Genomic DNA, 18,906 nt, shown 5'->3' on the forward strand with positions numbered 1-18,906 from the left:
TTATTTCCACCTTCCGATAGCCATATACCTCATTGTGAATTGAACGTTATTTGCGAAACTGTATCCGCTCATCCAGCTTTGATTGAGGTTGGCAGAGCCAACGGAAGTCCAAACATACCCGCCAACAGAGGTTGCGATAGTGGCTGTAACGGCTCCAATCGATGCAAACGGAACGGGGTAAGTTCGCAATTCGGCAGTGCTGATAAATACAGAGCCAACCGCGTTAGCAGTTGTTTGCTGCGCCCCACTAGAGCCATAACAGATCATCGTTCCGTCAGAAAACTTTACGGCGGTTCCGTTCGCATTTGTGATTGTCTCTGGGGTTAATCGGGTCCATGGCTGAACAGAGCCGTTAATGCATCCGCGAACCCACACGATAGGCTCATTGATTTGCGTAATGGTTTGAGTCCACCCGTTCGCGTCGTACCACTCCATGCGGAGTGTCCCGTAAACCTTCGGGCTGTTCAGTGTTTCGACGTGAACGAGGTATGTTCCACCAGGAAGTAGGACGTTGGCGTCATTGATTGCCCCTACACGCTCGGCAGGCGAGCCGGTGCGAGGGTCGGAGCCGACACCATAGTTGCCAGTATTTACAAGTCGCTGCCAGTTACCCCATAGCGTGCCCTGGTCGGTCCCGGTTCGGAACCACATAGCCTCACCTATAGGGTGTCCGTAAGTGGCGGTTAGGCGCTGAATCTTGGAGTTTCCGTTGTCGCCGTAGTCGAAAACTTCAAGCACTCCGTACACGTTCCTCCCGTTGAGAGTGGTGGGAATAGTGCGATAGTTGCCCGCAGCTACCGCCTTGTTGCAGTCGCCCTCTGGAACCGGGATGGTGGGCCCGCCAATACCCTGATCGCCAGCAAGCAAGAACTGCTTCCATGGCGGGCGAGTGGCGCCATTGACTCGACCAAATAAAACCTTGTCCTCATCGAGCGAGGTCGCAAGGAAGGTAGAGGCGCTACCGTTGGCCCCGCAAGTCATTGAGATCAGGTTGCCCTGGCCTCCGCTGGGTGGCCTGCCGGTTGTCGACTGGTTCCAGTAGGTGATACCCCCGTCCTTGATTTGGTAGATGTTGTCTATGAATGGTGCTGGTCCGCCCACGCCATAGAAGGCTGGGTTGACCAGGGTGCTCAGCTTGGTTTTCTCTGGCGTGGTGTAGTCATTTGAGGACAACCCCTTGCCTGCAACGGGTTCAACGAATTCCGGAAGCTGGGGCACCGGAACTTTTCCGCTGACTAGCTGAGCCACCGAAATACCCAGCGCTGCGCTAGGAACTGCAGCATCCGCCTTGGCCTTGGCTGCAGCAGCGTCCGCCACACCCTGCTCAGCCTTCGTCTGTGCTGCCGCTGTGCGAGTATCAAGCTCCGCGAAGTTTTCGTTAATGATGATCCCGCCGTCACGAAGCGTGTCGCCGGTCTCGTCGTTCGCCTCCTCGCCTACATCGATTAGCCGAATGCTCATGGGTGAAATGCCTGTTCGAAGGTTGCAACGAGTGAATACATACCCGCGCCCAGCGCCGAAGGCTGGTAGGAATTGCAGCGATATAGTCCCAGCTCACCCAGCGGTGGAGCCCAGTAAAACGGATCGGTGCCGCCCCGGGCGTCGATAAAGTCCATGATCGGCTTGATCTTGGCCGCGGGCCCAATGAACGTCAGTGGCCAGGACTGCGACCGATTGTTGATCCCGTCCTGAGCCACCTGCTCATATCCGTCGCCGAACTTTGCGGACTTGGTCCGAAAGCTGACGGTACCCACCGGATCGACCTTAGGGCACCAGGTGAAGGTTTCAATTGCCATGAGTACTCCAGGCATAAAAAACCCGCCGAAGCGGGTGTGGTTCTTTACCCGCGGCCACGGGCTTTCATGTAACTGGTTCCACCTGGCCGCCAGGAGTCGTCGACAGCCTTCTGTGCAGCTGCAAGCATCTGCTTCTGCATGTTCTGCTGCAGCGCCTGCTGATCCAGTTGCAGGCCCTCTGAGCTCCTGTCTTGAACCGTCAGGCTCACCGGCGCGCTGACCTGGACCGCAGCGCCGGAGACGGTGCCAGATGCAGGCGATCCGGAGTCCAAACCGACATACCCGCCATCGGCATAGCCCCGCTTGTTCAGGCGCTCCAGGTACTCACGCATACCGGGCTTCTGGACCACTTCCTTGCGGATCACCACCTCGCCGCCGTGCACAACCCCCTTGGGCTCGTATTTGCCACCGTCGCCGGTGTAACCGCCATCCGAGTAGCCACCGGCAGCCCAGTTCTTGAACGCATCACCGGTGTAGCCAGCAGTCGTAGAGCCCGCGGAGGCAGCGCCGCCGCCGAAGTACGAGCCAGCGGCCGAAGCCGCCATACCGAAGATCGAGCTAAGCGCGGACGAACTCGCCTGGCGCACAGCAATTCGGGCCATGTCGGCCAGTACCGACTTCGCGAAGTCAGCGAACGAAAGCTTCCCAGTCATGGCGAAATTGACGATCGCATCCTCCATGGAGCTGAAGGCATTAGCGAACAGGTTCCGGCTCTGCTCTGCGACGTTCCTAGCGCTTTCCAGATAGTCTTGATAGGCGGAGCTCGCCCCCAGCGACCAATCACTTTGCGCAGCATCCAGATCCTCGTAGTACTTGGTCTGCATCGCCAGGCGCTGATTGAGGGCCGATTGCAGGGCGCTAGTTTCTTGGCTGTAGAGGCTGTCACTGATCTGGCCCTTGTTGTGCTGAGCCTCCAGGCGGTCGAGCTGTGCTTGATAGGACTGCTGAATAGCCAGCTGTTCCTGCAAGCGCTGCTTTTGCTGTTGCCCAAGCCCCGCGCCGGCCAGGTTGTTGTCGAGTCCTACCTGAGCACTGGCCAACTGGCTGTTCAGGTTCTCCTGGAAGGCCAGCAGCTTCTTGGTCTCTTCCTGGGCCTTCTTGCGCAACCCAACTTCACTTTCAAGCCCGGCGTTGCGCTTGAGCTGGGCAGTGATCAGCGCCTCACTCGAGAGCAGCGACTGCTGATCTGCCGTCAGAACCTTCTTGGTCTTGATGTCGGCGATCTGCTGCTCCCATTTGGCCAGGGCCTGAGCGTGCTGCCCCAGCGTTTTGGCCTTGTCACCCTGGGAGCCAAGAAGCGCGTCCTGGGCCTGTAGGGCTGCATACTGCTGCTTCGCCTGATCCAGGGCCCTGACCCCGGCGCTTTCGACGTACTTTTTCGGTTCCTTCGGCTTTGCTTCCTTGTAAATCGAGTTTTCACGAATCGCCTTGAGCGATGCAGCCTCCTGCTCCGCAGAAATCTTGTATCCGGCCTTCCTGGCCGTGGCGATTCGCTTTTCCTCGTCCTCAAGTGCCTTATTCATCTTCTGGCGCTTTGTGAAGTTCGCCTCTATCGACCTCTGGAACTCCTCATAAGCGACCTGGCCGTCACGCTGAACCTTCGCGTTATCGCCTTCAGCCTTGCTCTGAGCCGCCAGCACATCGCGGCTCTTGACCAGTATGTTCAGTCTTTCCCGCAGGAACTGAGTCGACTGACTATTCTCCCCGAGGTCATCAGGGAAAATCTTTGCCAGAAAACCGCTTTTTCGGTCCTCAAGCATTTTCTGAGTGTGGCTGATCTGCTCGTCAAGCGACTGCTCTCGCCCAACGCTGAGCATTGCATCCCAGCCTTTCTTTGCCGCTCCCGCCAGGAAGTTCCAGGCGCTTTCTACGGACCCCAAGTTCTGCTTGATCTTCTGGGACCGCTCAGAAAGCGCATTGGCATATGCCTCCTCGGCCATGGTGGCCGCACCCTGCTTATCACCACTCTCCTGCAGGGCCCGAACCTGCTCATAGATTGAAGCGGTTAGAAAGTTGTACTTGTCATTCAGCGCAGCCAAAGTCTTGACCGGGTCGTCAGCGATCCTTGCGAACTCAGCGATGGTTTCATCCGTGGCCTTGCCCGTCGCCTTCTCCCATTCAATTGCTGCGGTCGCAATCTGCTGGAAGCTGCCACTGGCAATCTTTCCGCTTGATGCCAGCTGAGCAAGCACCTCGGCCGCCTTTCCCGTAGTGCCGACCGATGAACCAATCCGTTCGGCCATGGCAGCCAACTGCGAAGAACTGGTGCCAGCAGCATTGCCGGTGGTGATCAGCGCCTCGCGAAAGGCATCAGACTCCTTCGAGCCCTGGTAATAGGCCAAGCCCAGTGTTGCAGCCGCGGCCGCGGCGAGCGTCAGCGGATTGATAAGACCGACGACGTACCCACCAAGCGCCTTTGCAGCTGGCCCGATACCGCCAAACATGTCCTTGAGCTGGCCACCCTGCTGCAGCAGCACAGTCATGGGGTTCTGGCCGGCCTGCAATGAGACGACAATATCCGTAAACTGAGCGGGAACTCCTCGCAGGTTCGCCGCATATTGCTTGGCGGTCTGCCCATTCTTCAGCATGGCCTTGTCGGTCTGGCCAAGCGCGTCCCGCTGCTCGTTCAGCTTTTTCAGGTAGATGTCGAACTCATCATTCGGGAGCCGGCCTTTTTTGCGGTGCTCCCGCAGTTGCTCCTCCATCTTGTCGAGGCGCCCATAGGCACCTACAACAGGATCAATCTGCCCCACAAGCTTATCGAGCTGCTTGGCCTGGTAGGCCGCCTCCCGGGTGGCAGACTTCAACGAGCGCTGGGCCCGATCCATGCCCTTCTCAAAGCCGCCGGTGTTTGCCACCAAATCGACCGTCAGCTGGCCAAGCGAATCAACCGCCATAAATCACCCCTTGACCGACTGCAGAAGCTTGAAAATGTCCTGCGCGGAAGCCTCTACCGACTCAGTATCGGGACCGCGATGCGGCAGAAAGTCTTCGAACTTTGCCTTTCCGCCGTGAACGCTGTTGATCATGGTCGCGAGCATCGCGAAGCCATGTTCAATCTTTCGGCCCAGATTCAGCGTTCCGTTCTGCTCGGCATACGCCATCCACGAAAGCGCCTCCTTGTAGCTGAGGTTCGCTTTCGCTTCGGCAATGGATCGCCCGCCGATGCCGTTGAGCACCAGCTCATGCCAGAACTCATCGGCGGGCCCTATTTTTTTTCTGCTTCGTCCTGCTTGATGCCGTTGGCTTCATTGAGCGCATCCAACAGCGCCAGGGTCAGCTGCGCACAGATCGGCCCGCGCCCAGTGACTCCAGTACCCAGCACGTCTTCGACCGTAAACACTGGTGAGCCGTCTTTTTTGCAGATGCCATGGGCAATGCGCGAAGCGAAAACGTCCACACCTCGCTCCTGGTCTTCCCAGCGGCGGGTCATTTCCTGGAAGGAATCCAGGCGAATGTAGACCGTGGCTTTCTGCTTCTTGCCACCCGAAAACCACTCGATGTCCTTTTTCACTGGCAGGCCGACGAAGGCGCCGGCGGCGTCCAGAGACTTGATACTCAGTTCCATGGGAGATCCTTATGGGGTGGCTTTTTTCGGAACAAACACCGGGTCACCGGATACCTGGATGCCAACGGTGGATTTCACAACGTCGTTCAGGGCGAAGGTGAACGGGAAGCTGTTCATGTAGCCCTCAAAGGTGATCCAGGTCCGGGTTTCGGGCAGTTCGAAATCCACCTCGGCGTTGATCACCGCCGATGCAGTGGCACCGGTGCCGCCGCCACCGGTTAGGGTGACGGTTGGAGCGCTGGTGTAACCGCTGCCAGGGTTGGTGATGTTGAACCCGGTAACGGCGCCGCCGGCGATGGTCGCGGTAGCCGTTGCGCCGGTCCCGCCACCACCGGTGATCGATACCGTAGGAGCGGTGGTGTAGTCCTCGCCGCCTGCGGTCACCGCCAGGGCCGAAAGTCCGCCGGCAAGGCTGATGCTCGGAGGGATGCCGACGCTCTTACCGCTGGTATCAGTAACCCGACCATCAGACCAGCCGATCGCCCAGAGAAGCTTGGTACCGGCAGTTTTTAGTTGGTGGAGACGAACGTGGGTAGGCGACTGCGGGTCGATGTTCAGACCGAAGGAGGCAGACCCGGGCTCAGCCAGGCCGGCCTCGTACTCCCGAGCATCGGAGTTCAAGCAGGTTGTTTCGATCTGCGCGATGCTGGTGTCGATCCCGTCCAGGGAAGTGAAACAGCCAACCACCAGCAAGGTATTGGCGGCCGGGTCGATGGCATAGAGATCCGTGCCTTGGGTTTTGATGGTCAATTTGTACTCCCCGATTTTCTTGGAAAATCACTATTGAGCGGGCATAAAAAAACCCGCCGTAGCGGGTCGTTCTTTTCAGGTTTCTGGCTACAGACTCACCAGCCAGGCAACGTCGAAGCTTTTGCGGTAGTTGCGGGTATCCTTATCGCGGGCATCAATGCCGAAACCGGTGATGTACGCCTGTTGTGCAATGGCTTTGCGAAGCGCCCCCACCACCGCATCGGCAGATGAAGCTGTTTCTGCGTACACATCGACCTGCAGGCCGTAACGGTCGGTGTCTGGTACGCCGCTCACGTAGTTGATGGGCGAGCCACTGACGACCTGCCAGACCGCATAGGGCTTGGTAGTGCCTTCCGGCGCCTCGCCATGCGGATAAAAGCGTGTAGGGCTAGTACCGAGCAGCGCAGTAACTTCGGGAGTGCCCGAGCACACGACGAAAATTGGTGCGGTCATCCATTCACCCCCAGCTTGATCAGTTGGTACTTGGCAGAGCTCAAAAACTCCTTGAACAGCGCCTCGCGATTGTTGGCCAGCGCCGGACGCAAGAATGGCTTGGCCCGGTTCTTCTCGGTGCCCAGCTCAACCCACCACCAGTAAAAAGTGTTGCCGCCGCCGACGCCCCGCTTGCGCATACGCACGCCGACAGAGATAACCACCGCGCCGATTTCTTGGCCCAGGGCTTTGCGCTCGACCATAGCCAGGTTGGCCGGTATGAAGTTGGCGGTTTCCGGGTCGTCGATCCTGGCAGCCCGGTCCTTGGCATCCACCAGCACGATATCCATGGCGTCCTTGGCAGCCGGAGTTACTACCCTGCGGCGCATTTCCTCGGGCAAAGCCTTGAATCTGGCCGACAACTCTTCGGCACCTTTGAGGTTGTAGGTGACCCAATCAACCATCGCTCACCCCCGCAGACACCAGCAACGTCAGATACTCGCGGCGAGAGCTTGTATCAGCCAACGGCGGCCCCTGAATGCTGCAGACGGTCTCATCCTCAAGCAGAACGCGCATATCAGAGGTAATGCCAGCCCGATACCGAATCACAATCCGGCTTTTGACCTCTGCCTGGCCGGCCTTGGCAGCAATGAAGTCTCGGGCACTCAGATCCTCAATCGCCGCCCAGGCGTCAAAAAACTTGACCCACTGCTGAGTCAACCGCTCACCTGTAACCGGATCCTGTACCGAGACCCTGTGCTGAATCTGGATGCGGTGCCTCAGTTTTCCCGCTTGCATCAGAATCGCTTCCTGTACCAGAGCAGCCGATCAACGGCCAGAGGAACTGCGGAAAGGCCGCTGGCGACCGCTTCCCGGTTTTCAAACCAGTGTCCTACCAGCAGCAGAATGGCCTGCTCGACGTCGGCGGTCAGGCCCATCTGGTCCGGTTCGGTCACTAGGCCAGATTCCACCAGCTCGCGATCGCAATGCTGCGCGACGTGGGACTTGGCAGCGGCGATGTAGCCATCAATCAGGGCGTCCTCGTCGTCAACGTCAACCCGCAGGTGGAGTTTTACGCGGGTAAGATCGAGCATTTACTTGCTCTCTTTCGACGCCGCTGGCTTCGATTCCTTGGGTTTAGTGACCTTGGGTTTACCGTCGTCGCTCAGCTCTTCGACGAGCGCCTTGCCCACCAGGGTATGGCCATATTCATCGTCGACCTCTTCGAAGACATCCCCACGCTTGACCTTGGCCGACTCGGCACCCAACAGCGCAGCGGTGCCAGTGAACCCCCACAGTGCTCTGATTTTCATATTGCCTCCAGAAGCAAAGAGCCGGCGTTATGCCGGCTCTGTCGTGATAGACCTCGCATGAGGACTATTTGGGGAAGTTGCCCTTGACCAGGGCTTCCTTGCGGCGGACGCCAAGGCCCAGACGCTCTTCAGCCAGCAGCGCTACCTGGTTCTTGATGAACATGTCGTTGATCAAGCCCATCTTGAACAGGTAGGTCATGCGGTCATACAGGATGGCGGCACGAGCGAAGTTCGCGATCAGGAACTCACCACCAGCATCGGCGTCACCTTCATCCATGCTGTCGGAGGTGATCACTGGGCGACCCCACAGGATCGGAGTCACCAGGCCCTGCAGGTTGGCGAACAGGTAACGGTTTTCACCGTCCTTCTGCAGCTCGATGTTCATCCAGTCGAGCTCGCTCATAACCACGCCGTCGGCCGACAGCATCGACTGCTTGCGCACCTGGTAGATGCCACGACGCACGATGTCGATCGAAGTGTCGCCGGCCTTGGTCAGGGTGTTGTTGTAGACCGTAGCCTGGGTCATGAGGCCATTCAGGTTCTCGCCGGTACCGTCACCCTTGAGGATCTGGTTTTCTTCTTCCAGCTTCAGGTCATAGCGCAGCAGTTCCTGGATGTAACCCTGCATCTGCGGGATATCGTCCAGCGCTTCTTCGGTGACCGGCATCCATACCGCGATCTTCTTGACGCGATCGGTAGCGGGCTCGAAGGTGACGTTGCTGGTTGGCTTGCTGCCGCCTTCGGCGACCGGTGCGGCACCGCGGGTGTGCAGCAGCTCACGGAAGTAGGTGTACTGCTGGCCAGTGACCGGGATCGCAGTGAGCAGATCACGAATGCGCAACTCCTGGCGGATGCCCGGCTGAATGACCGGATCATAGACTGGGGCAACGATACCGGCGCTGGTGACTTTCACTTCCTTCATAGAGGCCAGATCGGACTTGGTGACCTCGATCTCGGCGCGACTGGCCGATTTCTGATTGAGCGCTTTGTACGCCTCATCACCCTTGATCATGTCGATGAAGGTTTTCCCCTCACCAGGGCCACCGCGCAGCTTGACGCCCTTCTGCTCCAGGTCCTGCACCTGATCGATGACCTTTTGCAGCTCACCCTTCTGATCTTCGATCTGTTTCTTCAGATCACCAGCAACCTGGTTACCTTTCTCGACCTCAGCCATGGCTGCGTCGTACTTCTGCTGCAGGCCGGTGAAACCGTTCTTCAGTTGCAGCTCCAGGGAATCCTTCAGCTCTTTAACTTCGCTCATGGCGATACTCCAAAATGGTGGGTGAACAGGGTGGAAAGTTCTTTCAGCTCATCCACGATCGCCGTGGCCTCGCTGCCGCCATCACGGCGCAGCGCGGTATAGCCGAGCGAAGCGACCGCAGCCGCTTCCTTCTGCGAGAGGCCCATGCGTTCGCGCAGGGCCTTCTCGAAAAGCCTGATATCCGACTTGACGCTGAGGACCTGGGCCTCGGGGTTCATGCCGAACGGGACGAAGGAGGCTTCCCAGAGCTCAGCCTCCTTGATGAGGCGTACACGCCGACCGGCGCGCTCCTCGAAATCTGCCTTGATGGTGTTGAAGCCGATCGACATGCTGTCGAGAATGTCGGCCTTCATCAGCTCATAGGCATCACGGGCGTAGCTGACGTTGAGATTAACCTGGCCCTTGAGTAGCAAGCCGTGGTCGTCCTGGACGTAATCGGCGGCGCCTACCAGGCGGGTCAGGTCGTGGTAGAGCGCCAGCTTGAGCTTGCCGTTGCGCATCGCTTTCACGCGGGTAAAGGCGCCCGGCATAATCACGTCGTCGCCCAGGTCCACGTTGTTGAACACGGCGGCGTAGGCTTCGAAGTTGCCCGCGTCGTCAACCGACTTGAGTTCGATTGGAACCTCAAGAGTTGCCATTTTTCTGAACCTCCCACCGGGTCACCCGGTTGTATTCATCGCCTTCCAAGAGAGGCAGATTTTCCTTGGCGCGCGCCTCGTTGATGGTCATCCAGCCAGAGCCACCTGAGCCGCCGAGGGCAGCCGCCAGATAGGTCGCACGGCCGGCACTGTCGGCACGCAGCAACCCCTCGACCACGAACTCCACGAAGCGTGAGGTGCTGCCGAATAGCTTGCTATTCAGCTCGTCTTCGATGGTGTCGATGTAGGGCTTGAGGCCGAAGGTGATGAACCCGATGAGCTGCTGCTCCAGGTTCGACCCCATGATTGATGTCTTGCCCGCACGATTGGCCAACCACAGCGGCACGCCGTAGATACCCGCCAGGGCTTCCTCCTGGAACTGCTGCGACTCGATGAACTGGGCGTCTTTCTGAGTGATGCCGGCAGCCTCGATCTTGGGGCCGCCCTGCAGGATCGCCATCTTGCCGATGTCGTCTGCGTCGGCCTTGCGCACATCGGGGAACTTCTCCATCACCTGAGCCTGCTGGGCCTTGGTGAGGAACTGCTCGTAGATGACGTAACCGCCGGTAAAACCGCCTTTGCGCATGAACCGCGCCGACCATTGCTGGCCAGCCTTTGCGAGCCCCATGGTCTCGGCCTGGTACTCAATCGGGGACAGACCGACGATGCCGTCCAGGCTGAACAGCTTGAAGTGCAGCATGTGCTCTGGCGATACCAGAAACGGTTCCCCCTCCTTGGGAGTGACCAGGTAGATCAGATCCTCATCGGCATCGATCTTCACGGTCCGGCCATCCAGCGGTACCAGGCCGATCGGGTCGCCATTGACGTTGCGCTCGATCAGGGCGAATGCGTTACCGCGCAAGGCCATGTTCACGACCACGAACTTCAGGAAGTTCAGCATGGTCATGTACGGGTTTGGCTTGCGCAGCAGCTTCAACATTCGGTCGTTGCCGGTGACCAACGCCCGGCTGCCCGGCTTATCCTCGTACAGCTTGAGCGGCAAACCGCTCAGCGACTCGGAAAGGATCTTGACGCAGGACCAGACCATGCTGATCGACAGGGCCGTCTTGACGGTGACTCGCACGCCGGCCTTGGTGCGCTTGCCACCGACCTCAAGGTCAACTTCGACATAGTCACCCGTGCTCGGGTCGGTGTAGCCGAAGAATCCCCAGGTCATGGGGTTGTACCATTTGAATGCCATGGTCAGCCTACTAGTCCGAAAAATCCGTTGTTGAGGTAGTCGTCCATGCCCCCGCGTGCCTCTGGGTTCAGAGACAGCAGTGATACGGCGTTGAACGTGGCCATGAGTGGGTCGATTTTCGCGGTGCCCGAAGCCTGTTTTGTGATCAAAAAAGCGTTAGCCGACGGCACGCCCTTTGCGTTACCGCAGGCCCATGCCATGAGCGGCTGACCACAGTGCAGAAGCGCGCCTTCCGCGAGCTTGCGTTCGGTGGTTTTTATGGCTCCGGTCAGCTTCCAGCCTTGAGAAATACCGATGATCTGGTCTTCCTCGACGCCGGCATCTGCCAAGGCGTCGAGAACAGCACCGATGCCGGCCGGGTCGAGCCCTACCTTATCGAGCAGCCCCGCCTGATTGATGCGGGCGACCGTGGCGGCCAAGTGCTCGACGTCATCACCGATCTTTTGCACCAGCGTGAGATCGCCAGCCGCGGCCAAATCCATCAAGCGTGGCGCCTCTGATTTCCGACGCCGCAGCACCGAAGGGTGAGCGTAAGCGTGTGCCCAATGCAGCCAGGTGCGCGACTCTCGAACGCGCCCCATGACCGCCAGACCAAGCAAGTCATCCAGACCACCACCATCGACGCCCACCACGATCACTTCGCATCGTTCAATGAGCGAATCCAGTGTCAGCCCCTTCTCTGCTTGCGGCTCCCAGAAATCGGCGCCGACCCAGCTGTCGGACATCAGCGCCAGACCGATCTCGATGTTGAGGAACTTGGCGAGGAAGCCTCGAACCTCTGCTTCACCGTCGAGTTCGGCCTGCATGAACAAGCGCTCAAGGGTTGGCCTGTCCACCGAGTACCCCATATTGGGGTTCACCAGGTGGAAATTCTCAGGCCGTCGAGCCTCCCCGCTCTCGATCATCTCTGGCGGAAATTCGTAGATCACCGGAAGGAAGCGAGGATCATCGATTCGGCCTTCGCGCACACCGCGCGCATAGCTCAGTTTCGACTTGAAAATCCCGGCCGGCGGCTCGTTTGACTGAGTCGTCAGCCAGATAATGAAGCCTTCCGGGCGGGATAGCAGGCCGCCCGTGGCCTCTCGAATCATGTCCGGCGCCTTGACGTTCTTGCCGAACAGCCAGGCCTCGTCGATCAGAACGCCCACGGCCTTTTTGCCACCAACGACGTCACTGTCTGCCGCCACGACCTTCAACGTCGCGCCCGTCTCTCGGTGCGTGATCAGTTTCAGGTGCGGCTGGACGTGAAGCAGATCGCTCAGCTCTTCGTCGTGCTTGACCATGGCCGCGCACGGCTTGAAGGCGTTGTCGGCAATCTCCTTAGTCGGCGCGAGGATGATGAACTCGGCTTCCAGCCGCCAGTTGCGAATCAGCGCGGTCAGCATGATCGCCGCCGCAATCGTCGACTTGGAGTTCTTCTTCGGAATGCAGAGGAAGTACTCGCTGATCAGGCGGTGGCCGGTTTCGCTGTTGTAGCTGCCGAAAATCGCGCCTGCGAAGTCAAGTACCCACGGCGCGCATGCTGTTTCAATGGTCGGACAACCCGGGGCGTCCACAATCTTCAGCGAACGGAATACTTCCAGCCCCTCTTCGGCTTCTGCCGGAAATAGCGGCGCCGGGATGATTGACTCGCCCACAGAGAGGCGCTGCCACCAGTCCGGGCAGGCAGTTGTCCAAAGCATTGGCTACTTCCTTACGACAGTGAGCGGCGGCTTGCCGGCAGAGTATTTGCCCTTACCCGCCTCCTTGGCGGCCTGCTCTTTCAGTTCCTTCTTTCCGGCGTCACCCTTCTTGCCATGTACATAGGGCACAGCCGTCTGGGCGGCGTTGCGCCTATCAAAAACCTTGGCCCTAGGCTCGTTCATCAGAGCCAGTAGCCAGACCAGTGGGTCTTCAGTGGTAGGAAGGCAATCGAGAAACTCGCCACCGGCCTCTTCCGCCTCGGGCGCCTGGTCGGATGGCTTCTCTCGGCGTTTGCGCGATTGCTCAGGCTTAACACTGAGCTCGGCACGGCGAGCAATGATTGCGCTTGCAATCTTGGGATCATTGGCCCAGCGGGAACCCGCTGCGGAAGCCGTGGAAGCCTTACATCCTGCGGCCTCTGCCGCTTCTTTGTTTGACGCACCCCGGGCCTTCGCGTCAACAAACTGTCGCTGTTTGTCTGTTAACACCATTAACAAAAAACCTTAGGGTCGGGAAAAAAAGTACGAATGGGATCGGGCGCGGTCTAGAAGCGATAGAGGCCCCATATTTTGACCGCCCCCCCTATAGACCCGTCCTATTGCACCTTTTTGGTGCATTTTATTGAGAATATTTATCATTCACATCGAGCGAGCCGAATTCCCTACCAAACTTGAGCCGTACCGGCCTCCTCAGCTTGCTTGACCGAGTCGTGACAGGGTTTGCACAGGGTTTGCCAGTTGGATCGATCCCAGAACAGAGCCATATCACCGCGGTGAGGCGCGATATGGTCAACCACACAGCCAGCCGTCACACGACCCAGGCGCTGGCAATAAGCACAGAGCGGGTGATCGTTGAGCCAGGCTTCGCGTGCCTTCTGCCACTTGTAGCCATAGCCTCGCTGAGCTGATGTCGTCTTCGTGGCGCGCCATGAGTTCGTGTTGACGGCCGGAAGCCGATCAGACTGAGTCTGAACTCTGTTTCCCAGCGTCTTTAGCCTTCCCATCAGGTAGCGCTCCAGCATTCGATTTCGGCGAGATCAACGAGGAAGCCCGTTCGGCGGCGATCTTCAGCCACTTGGCCGCCCTGGCACGGCGTGCCGCGCACCCACTGCAAGCCATCAGCCCTCAACCCGCTTGGCTGCTGCGCGATCGTAGTAACCGCGCACCTTCTCGACGCCGAGGAAGCCAACAGCGCCGCCGGCGAACGTGGCCATGCTCTGAGGCAAGCCCATCCACTCGAGGAGCGGCACCAATGACAGAGTGACCAAGCCGCAAAGCGCTCCCTCCAGGTACATCTGCCGCCGTGTGCCGCCGCCGTACATCACCCGCAGGACAGCGATACCGACCGATAGGCCAGCGGCGTAGAGCTGCGGCTGATGCATGACCAGCCAGGCAATCATTGCGGCCCACAGACCAGGATCCTTTTCAGGCATGTTCGGCATCTCGATTCCTCCCTTTCTGGGAGCGCGAATGAAAAAGCCCCGGCAATTGCCGAGGCTCGAATGGGTGCAGAGGACCGGTGCATACCCGGCTTAGTGGTCTGGCTCGCTGGGTCACGTACCCCAGACTCTCATCGCGTAGTCGATCAGGGAGCGCACGGCTTTGATCCACGCCACTACCGACTTAGCCCAGCTGCCTGGGCGCGTCATCTGCATAAACGAAAAAGCCCAGCGCAATGGCCGGGCTTTATGTGTGGTGTCGCGCTGTAACAGCTGAACACCCTGCTATAAAAACAGAGCTATTCCATATGGACAACCCTTTTTTAAGCTGCCTCTCGAATAGACTCAAGAACGCAGTCAATCCAGGCCACGCCGGCCTTGATCAGCTCCCGCGCTTTCATCTCGCTCACCTGGTAATGACGGCCAACCCGAATTGCTGGCCACTTGGCCCCGTAGTAGAGCCAGATCATGTCGCCCATCTGCTGATCCCGCTTGCAGAGCCGGGCCAGGGCTGCGTCTACAGCGCCTGCCAGTTCGTCGGTGATGGTGTAGGACTTGGAAGCTACAGGCATTGCGTCTCGCATCACGGCCAGCATTGGCGAGGCGTAACTGGGGATACCCATTCCATCCATACGCCACCAGCCCCATTGCTCCAGCATGTGTTCTGTATCGCCCAGAGGACGGTGCAACGGCTTGCGAATCATCATGACTTAATCCCCTGTGTAGTTGGTGCCGCCGGCGCCGCGGCGGTTGTTCTCGTTGTATTGCGCTTCAACCCCTGCTGGGCTGGTGCTGTTGAACTGTGCGATTTGATGCTCGGCGGCCTGGAGCCGGATGCTCAACTGCGTCACCAGCACTTCCAGCGGCAGGACCTCACCGGTATCAGCAGTGACCCAGCCCGAGGCGTTGCACTGCACGCAGGCCAGCTCATGGAAGACGCCCTTGATCACTGCTCGACCATGGCATGCCGGGCACTTGGCCAGGTCCAGCAGGGCGGCGCGGAATGCTGGGCCGTGTGTCTTCTTCATTTGGCCTCCAGCAGCTGCTTGTGCACGGCATAGATGTCGTCACCGTCGAAACAGTGGGCGGTGTGCCGCACCTGGTGCCGCTCACCCGTCGACATCTTCACGTCGAGCACCTGCCAGCCGTTCGAACTGCGGATCACTACCGAGCTCACATCGGCGGGATTTACGGCGAGGCCGGTGTGCCTTTCAAGCAAAATCATCATTTTTAAACCTCGCCTATGGTTGTTTCTTGAATGGCCTTGCGGCCCTTGTCCTGCGCGGCTTCCAGCGATTTACCGGAATTTCCAGATCTAACACCAGTCAAGCCGTGAATCAGGGCAAAACCCTTCTGATCTAGATGGGCGTGCCACTGCTCCAGGGCATCACGTTTGCGCGCCATCACGTCGGACTGGATGTAAACCTTCACGTTGTGGCCCATCGCGTGATTGATCAGCAGCTCACCCACCAGGTGATCGATACCCAGGTCTGCCCAGCCAGTACGGGCCACCTTGCGTAGATCGTGGCTGGTCCATTCACCCTGCCCCAGGCGCGAGAACACGGCGCAGGCCTGGCCCTCGCTCAAGGGCTTGCCGTTGCGTGCCGGGAACAGGTACTGACCTTCATAGCCGCCGGCGCGCTGCCCTTCGCGGTAGCGGACCAGGATCGCGCACACCTGCTCGGTCAGTGGCAGGTGATGCTCGACGCCTGTCTTGGTGTGTTCGGCCGGAATGAACCACTCACGCTCGGCCAGCGCGATGTGCGACCAGCGAGCCTGCCGCGTCTCGCCGATCCGGGTGCCATGACAGAGCATCATCAGGGCCAGCAGACCACCAGCCGGATCGGACCGCAGGTGCGACTCGAACAGCTCCAGCAGGTACGGCAGGTCGGTACTCACCCGCAACCGAGAAGGCTTGACGCCGACCTTGGCCTTGGAGAAGTCGCTGAACTTGATCCCAGCCATCGGGTTAGCCTGGATGAGGCCAAGCTTGAGGGCCTGCCGGAAGGCCAGGGCCAGCAGCTGGAACGCCAGCCGCACGTAGTCGATGGAGATGCTTTCCTGCATCGGCCACATGAGCCGGTCATCCAGCTGAGCCTTGGTGACGCTGATCAGAGGGAGATCCCCCAGGCGCGGGAGCAGGTGGCATTTCATCACCGAAGCGGCGGTGTTCTTGCGTTTGCTGGAAAGGTTGCGATCACGGGCCATCCGCTCGGCGTACCAGGTAAGCAGCTCGCCCGTGGTGGCCCATTGGGAGATCCCTGCCCCCGCATCGGCGCCGACCCGCAGGCGAATGTCAGGAAGCGCCGCAACTACTTGCTTTGTGCCCAGCTCAGGGAACGAGCCGATGCGATACCAGCCGCGCTTGCTGAGCAAGTACCAAGTGCCCCGGGCCCGGTTCTTCCAATAGCGAAAATGCAATGCTGGGTGACTGGCATCGCGCAGATCGCGCACATGCCCAAGCCTCGCCTTGCGCTGGATTTCAGCGTCCGACAGCTTCACCGTCAGCGTCTGGATTTGAGTGTTCATCGATCGGCCTCCTTATGGGCCTGCAGGTCGACCACCTGAAAAGTCGTCGGCCACATCCAGGCGCCATACCGAGTGGCCATCCCGCGATCAGGGAACAGCGCCATGGCATGATCAGGAAGATCGCCGAGGTCGAGTTTGAAAGAGCAGCAGTACACCGCGAACCGATACTGCTGGGGGTCTGGGATGGCGAGACGGCGATCAGGCATGACTGGATCCACCTACAACCCGCGAGGAAGGCGTCAAACCGAATCTCCGTAGCAGCTGTTCCCGGGCTGTCTGGCCATCCGCCGGAATGCCCATCCTACGAACCTGCGCCAGTGCAACACGCTCAGTCAGCTCTGCGGCCGACTCCGCTGCCGTTTTCTGGCTGTCATGACCAATGCCAACGGCGATATCTTCCAGTGGCAGACCCTGCACCAGGCGGCGAATGGTGATGTCGTAAGCGCGATCGAATACCTTGCTGGCTTTCTCGGGAATCTGGTCACCGAGGTTATGGATTTCGCATTGGAGCGCCGCATGGCGCACAGCTGGGTGCGACCAGGCGCGCTCGCCGAATCGGCTGGGGTGTGAATTCTCCAGAGCCTCCCGAAACGCCTTGTCGTGCGCCGGGATGCCCAGCATCTCCGGCGTAGGAAGGCACCACTTGATGAACTTGCCAACACTGGGCGCGAAGTCTCCACCAACTTGCCGGCAGTTCTGCAGACCGTATCGAATCTGCTCCAGGCTGTTGATTCCCGCAGCGATGAACGCCTTGATCCAGCTGCGCTTGGCTGCCTTGAGTGCGTCATCATCCGGCCACGCCTGTTTCCAGGCTGGGAAAATGGCCTGCAGTTCCTTGAACAATGCGTTCACTACGTCGGCCGTGCCCGGGGGCAGCTGTTTCGGCTGAACCAGCGAAACGGGCGGCAGGTTACCCATACTGCTCAAAAGCTGATTGGCGTTACGTGGCGCTTTGGATTCCATCACATATCCCCCAAATCATCGGCCCAGCTTGTGTCGTTGAAATCAGGCACCTGCCCCTTACCCTCAGCCCTCACGCGCTCCCGCTTCACCCACTGGACCAGTCGGTAGCACCAGCCGGCACTAGAATCGAAGGTGTTGGGCTTGGCGCAGTGAAAACCTTTGAATTTGCGAACCGCTTCGTCTGGCACGCAATCGACAGGGAGCCCTGCAATGGCGATCTGATCCGATAGCGCTTTCTCGCTTGGCACCCAGGTGGGAAACATGGCGAAGCGCTGGCGATCATCCTGTTGCTCGATGGCAGCACTGTTTTGCTCGATGACAGCGGCCTCAATCTCGCGCTGCAGCTGCTCTTCGGGTAATTGATGGTTAAGTGACGGATTGGGTGCAGCTGCTGCACCCCGTTCTGCCGTCATCTGCACCCCGTTCTGCTGCGAGCTGCACCCCGTGCCTTCATCTGCACCCCGTTTTTGACGGGGTGCAGCATTTGCACCCCGTGACAACTGGAGGTCATAGACAACAGGCCGACGATCACGACGATCGATGTAGGCCGCGGCCACTGCTTGGTTGCCTTCCGTGATCCACCCCTGGGCTTCCAACTCGTCCAGCTTCAGGCGGACGGTGCGCTCAGACAGGCCGGTGTCATTGGCCAGGGTCAGCGCCGAAGGAAAGGCGCCACGGCCATCGCTGCCGGCGTAATTGGCCAGGCACAGCAGAACATGCCGGGCGGCCGGGTTTTCTAGCGAAGCTTTGGGCAGCGCAAGCGCCCAGGTCATTGCTTGGACGCTCACGGCATAGATCCTTGATGTTGTGGTGCAAGGGCGGTAACTTCACAGGAAGACATCGCCGCATGCGACACTTTTGAATGGCCGAGAAAAGGTGTCGTGACACTGCAAGCATTGCCCGCTGGCATCTGGCTGCGCATAATCGACCTCACAAGTTGTTGCTGTTGAAGAAGCCGCCCCGCCAGGCGGTTTTTTTATGCCTGCGATTTAGGTACTGGATGCCTAAACAGCTGGACGAGCTCACTACTGGCTCGAGGCCAGGTCGCCCATAATGCTCACCACTGGCTGAGCCTCATCCTCTACGGGATAAAGGTCTGGTCTCAGGTCGTATCGCGACACACCAGTTGCCTTCTCAATTGGAATCGCCTGGCGTGCAGGTACGCCTCTCGACTTCCAGTAAGAAACAGCCATTGGAGTGACACCCAGCAGATCAGCTAAGGCCCTACCTGTTCCAGCCGCCCGGATAGCGCGCTCAAGAGGGGTGATTTGCATAAACATTCCGCCCTAGGCGAATAAACACAAGTCAACGATACGTTTATTTAATAAACAAGG

General features: G+C 59.1%; 26 protein-coding genes. All 26 read right to left on the reverse strand.

Annotated features, from left to right (window positions below; all coding sequences use genetic code 11):
* Positions 1 to 1,461: a hypothetical protein gene (locus KI242_RS20680; RefSeq protein ID WP_212805502.1), complete on the reverse strand. Its 1,461-nt coding sequence runs from the start codon at positions 1,459 to 1,461 to the stop codon at positions 1 to 3.
* Entirely contained in the window at positions 1,458 to 1,796 is a 339-nt protein-coding gene (locus KI242_RS20685; protein WP_212805503.1) for a phage tail protein, read from the reverse strand. The genes KI242_RS20680 and KI242_RS20685 overlap by 4 nt, the downstream gene beginning before the upstream one ends.
* Before the next feature lie 44 nt (positions 1,797 to 1,840).
* Positions 1,841 to 4,693, reverse strand: coding sequence for a phage tail tape measure protein (locus KI242_RS20690; protein ID WP_212805504.1), 2,853 nt, complete (start codon positions 4,691 to 4,693; stop codon positions 1,841 to 1,843).
* 3 nt (positions 4,694 to 4,696) lie between these two features.
* Entirely contained in the window at positions 4,697 to 4,975 is a 279-nt protein-coding gene (locus tag KI242_RS20695; protein WP_244868150.1) for a hypothetical protein, read from the reverse strand.
* A gap of 29 nt (positions 4,976 to 5,004) precedes the next feature.
* A complete protein-coding gene (locus KI242_RS20700) occupies positions 5,005 to 5,364 on the reverse strand; it encodes a phage tail assembly chaperone family protein, TAC (RefSeq protein WP_212805505.1) in 360 nt (119 codons plus the stop codon).
* A gap of 9 nt (positions 5,365 to 5,373) precedes the next feature.
* Positions 5,374 to 6,114: a phage tail tube protein gene (locus KI242_RS20705; protein ID WP_212805506.1), complete on the reverse strand. Its 741-nt coding sequence runs from the start codon at positions 6,112 to 6,114 to the stop codon at positions 5,374 to 5,376.
* Positions 6,115 to 6,201: 87 nt separating this feature from the next.
* Complete coding sequence (locus tag KI242_RS20710; RefSeq protein ID WP_212805507.1) at positions 6,202 to 6,567, reverse strand: DUF3168 domain-containing protein; 366 nt, start codon at positions 6,565 to 6,567, stop codon at positions 6,202 to 6,204.
* On the reverse strand, positions 6,564 to 7,010 hold the full coding sequence (locus KI242_RS20715) for an HK97-gp10 family putative phage morphogenesis protein (RefSeq protein ID WP_212805508.1): 447 nt from the start codon (positions 7,008 to 7,010) through the stop codon (positions 6,564 to 6,566). The genes KI242_RS20710 and KI242_RS20715 overlap by 4 nt, the downstream gene beginning before the upstream one ends.
* Positions 7,003 to 7,344 (reverse strand): phage head closure protein, encoded by a 342-nt coding sequence (locus tag KI242_RS20720; protein ID WP_212805509.1) that lies wholly within the window; start codon positions 7,342 to 7,344, stop codon positions 7,003 to 7,005. Before KI242_RS20720 ends, KI242_RS20715 begins: the two co-directional genes overlap by 8 nt.
* On the reverse strand, positions 7,344 to 7,640 hold the full coding sequence (locus KI242_RS20725; protein WP_212805510.1) for a head-tail connector protein: 297 nt from the start codon (positions 7,638 to 7,640) through the stop codon (positions 7,344 to 7,346). Before KI242_RS20725 ends, KI242_RS20720 begins: the two co-directional genes overlap by 1 nt.
* Positions 7,641 to 7,859 (reverse strand): hypothetical protein, encoded by a 219-nt coding sequence (locus tag KI242_RS20730; RefSeq protein WP_212805511.1) that lies wholly within the window; start codon positions 7,857 to 7,859, stop codon positions 7,641 to 7,643.
* A gap of 64 nt (positions 7,860 to 7,923) precedes the next feature.
* Complete coding sequence (locus tag KI242_RS20735) at positions 7,924 to 9,120, reverse strand: phage major capsid protein (RefSeq protein ID WP_212805512.1); 1,197 nt, start codon at positions 9,118 to 9,120, stop codon at positions 7,924 to 7,926.
* A complete protein-coding gene (locus KI242_RS20740; RefSeq protein WP_110652689.1) occupies positions 9,117 to 9,758 on the reverse strand; it encodes an HK97 family phage prohead protease in 642 nt (213 codons plus the stop codon). The genes KI242_RS20735 and KI242_RS20740 overlap by 4 nt, the downstream gene beginning before the upstream one ends.
* Positions 9,745 to 10,959 carry a phage portal protein gene (locus KI242_RS20745; protein WP_212805513.1) on the reverse strand — a complete coding sequence of 405 codons (1,215 nt, stop codon included), beginning with the start codon at positions 10,957 to 10,959 and terminating at the stop codon, positions 9,745 to 9,747. The genes KI242_RS20740 and KI242_RS20745 overlap by 14 nt, the downstream gene beginning before the upstream one ends.
* A 2-nt stretch (positions 10,960 to 10,961) precedes the next feature.
* A complete protein-coding gene (locus KI242_RS20750; protein WP_212805514.1) occupies positions 10,962 to 12,641 on the reverse strand; it encodes a terminase large subunit in 1,680 nt (559 codons plus the stop codon).
* A 3-nt stretch (positions 12,642 to 12,644) separates the two neighbouring features.
* The gene (locus KI242_RS20755; protein ID WP_212805515.1) at positions 12,645 to 13,133 is read right to left on the reverse strand and encodes a terminase small subunit; all 489 of its coding nucleotides are present in this window, start codon (positions 13,131 to 13,133) and stop codon (positions 12,645 to 12,647) included.
* Between the two features lie 170 nt (positions 13,134 to 13,303).
* Positions 13,304 to 13,663 (reverse strand): HNH endonuclease signature motif containing protein, encoded by a 360-nt coding sequence (locus KI242_RS20760; RefSeq protein ID WP_348532651.1) that lies wholly within the window; start codon positions 13,661 to 13,663, stop codon positions 13,304 to 13,306.
* Positions 13,664 to 13,759: 96 nt separating this feature from the next.
* On the reverse strand, positions 13,760 to 14,083 hold the full coding sequence (locus KI242_RS20765; RefSeq protein WP_212805516.1) for a phage holin, lambda family: 324 nt from the start codon (positions 14,081 to 14,083) through the stop codon (positions 13,760 to 13,762).
* Between the two features lie 320 nt (positions 14,084 to 14,403).
* The gene (locus KI242_RS20770) at positions 14,404 to 14,787 is read right to left on the reverse strand and encodes an antiterminator Q family protein (protein WP_212805517.1); all 384 of its coding nucleotides are present in this window, start codon (positions 14,785 to 14,787) and stop codon (positions 14,404 to 14,406) included.
* 3 nt (positions 14,788 to 14,790) lie between these two features.
* Positions 14,791 to 15,108 carry a hypothetical protein gene (locus tag KI242_RS20775; RefSeq protein WP_212805518.1) on the reverse strand — a complete coding sequence of 106 codons (318 nt, stop codon included), beginning with the start codon at positions 15,106 to 15,108 and terminating at the stop codon, positions 14,791 to 14,793.
* Positions 15,105 to 15,308, reverse strand: coding sequence for a hypothetical protein (locus KI242_RS20780; RefSeq protein WP_212805519.1), 204 nt, complete (start codon positions 15,306 to 15,308; stop codon positions 15,105 to 15,107). Before KI242_RS20780 ends, KI242_RS20775 begins: the two co-directional genes overlap by 4 nt.
* A 2-nt stretch (positions 15,309 to 15,310) precedes the next feature.
* Positions 15,311 to 16,609, reverse strand: a complete 1,299-nt coding sequence (locus KI242_RS20785; RefSeq protein ID WP_212805520.1) for a site-specific integrase — start codon at positions 16,607 to 16,609, stop codon at positions 15,311 to 15,313.
* Positions 16,606 to 16,815 (reverse strand): hypothetical protein, encoded by a 210-nt coding sequence (locus KI242_RS20790; protein WP_212805521.1) that lies wholly within the window; start codon positions 16,813 to 16,815, stop codon positions 16,606 to 16,608. The genes KI242_RS20785 and KI242_RS20790 overlap by 4 nt, the downstream gene beginning before the upstream one ends.
* On the reverse strand, positions 16,808 to 17,572 hold the full coding sequence (locus KI242_RS20795) for a replication protein P (RefSeq protein WP_212805522.1): 765 nt from the start codon (positions 17,570 to 17,572) through the stop codon (positions 16,808 to 16,810). The genes KI242_RS20790 and KI242_RS20795 overlap by 8 nt, the downstream gene beginning before the upstream one ends.
* Complete coding sequence (locus KI242_RS20800; protein ID WP_212806395.1) at positions 17,572 to 18,345, reverse strand: helix-turn-helix domain-containing protein; 774 nt, start codon at positions 18,343 to 18,345, stop codon at positions 17,572 to 17,574. The genes KI242_RS20795 and KI242_RS20800 overlap by 1 nt, the downstream gene beginning before the upstream one ends.
* A 252-nt stretch (positions 18,346 to 18,597) precedes the next feature.
* Entirely contained in the window at positions 18,598 to 18,852 is a 255-nt protein-coding gene (locus KI242_RS20805; RefSeq protein WP_348532652.1) for a Cro/CI family transcriptional regulator, read from the reverse strand.
* Positions 18,853 to 18,906 lie beyond the last annotated feature (54 nt).

The sequence above is a fragment of the Pseudomonas sp. Eqa60 genome (assembly GCF_018326405.1).
GTDB lineage: Bacteria > Pseudomonadota > Gammaproteobacteria > Pseudomonadales > Pseudomonadaceae > Aquipseudomonas > Aquipseudomonas protegens.